Source organism: Pseudoalteromonas sp. P1-7a, from assembly GCF_001401855.1.
Classification (GTDB): domain Bacteria; phylum Pseudomonadota; class Gammaproteobacteria; order Enterobacterales; family Alteromonadaceae; genus Pseudoalteromonas.
On sequence record NZ_LKDU01000160.1, the window covers coordinates 1 to 225 of the forward strand.

Genomic DNA, 225 nt, shown 5'->3' on the forward strand with positions numbered 1-225 from the left:
AGTCGTCGTAAAGGTTTGCTCTACCCCTAAGTCGTCGGTAACGGTAAAGGTGATCACGGTGCCTTCTAGTGCATCACTGGTGCCGCTTAAGATTGGGGTTACGTCGTTACTTGAACCTGGGCTGGTTAAATCAAGTGTTGGCGCAATGGTGTCTACTTCACCTGAGCCAGAGGCTGTGGCTTCATTGCCAGCGGCATCGCTTACGCTTGCACTTACTGTGTAGCT

General features: G+C 51.6%; 1 pseudogene. It reads right to left on the bottom strand.

Going from position 1 to position 225, the window contains the following annotated elements:
• A pseudogene (locus AN389_RS20480) lies at positions 1-225 on the bottom strand (RTX toxin); the annotation flags it as partial.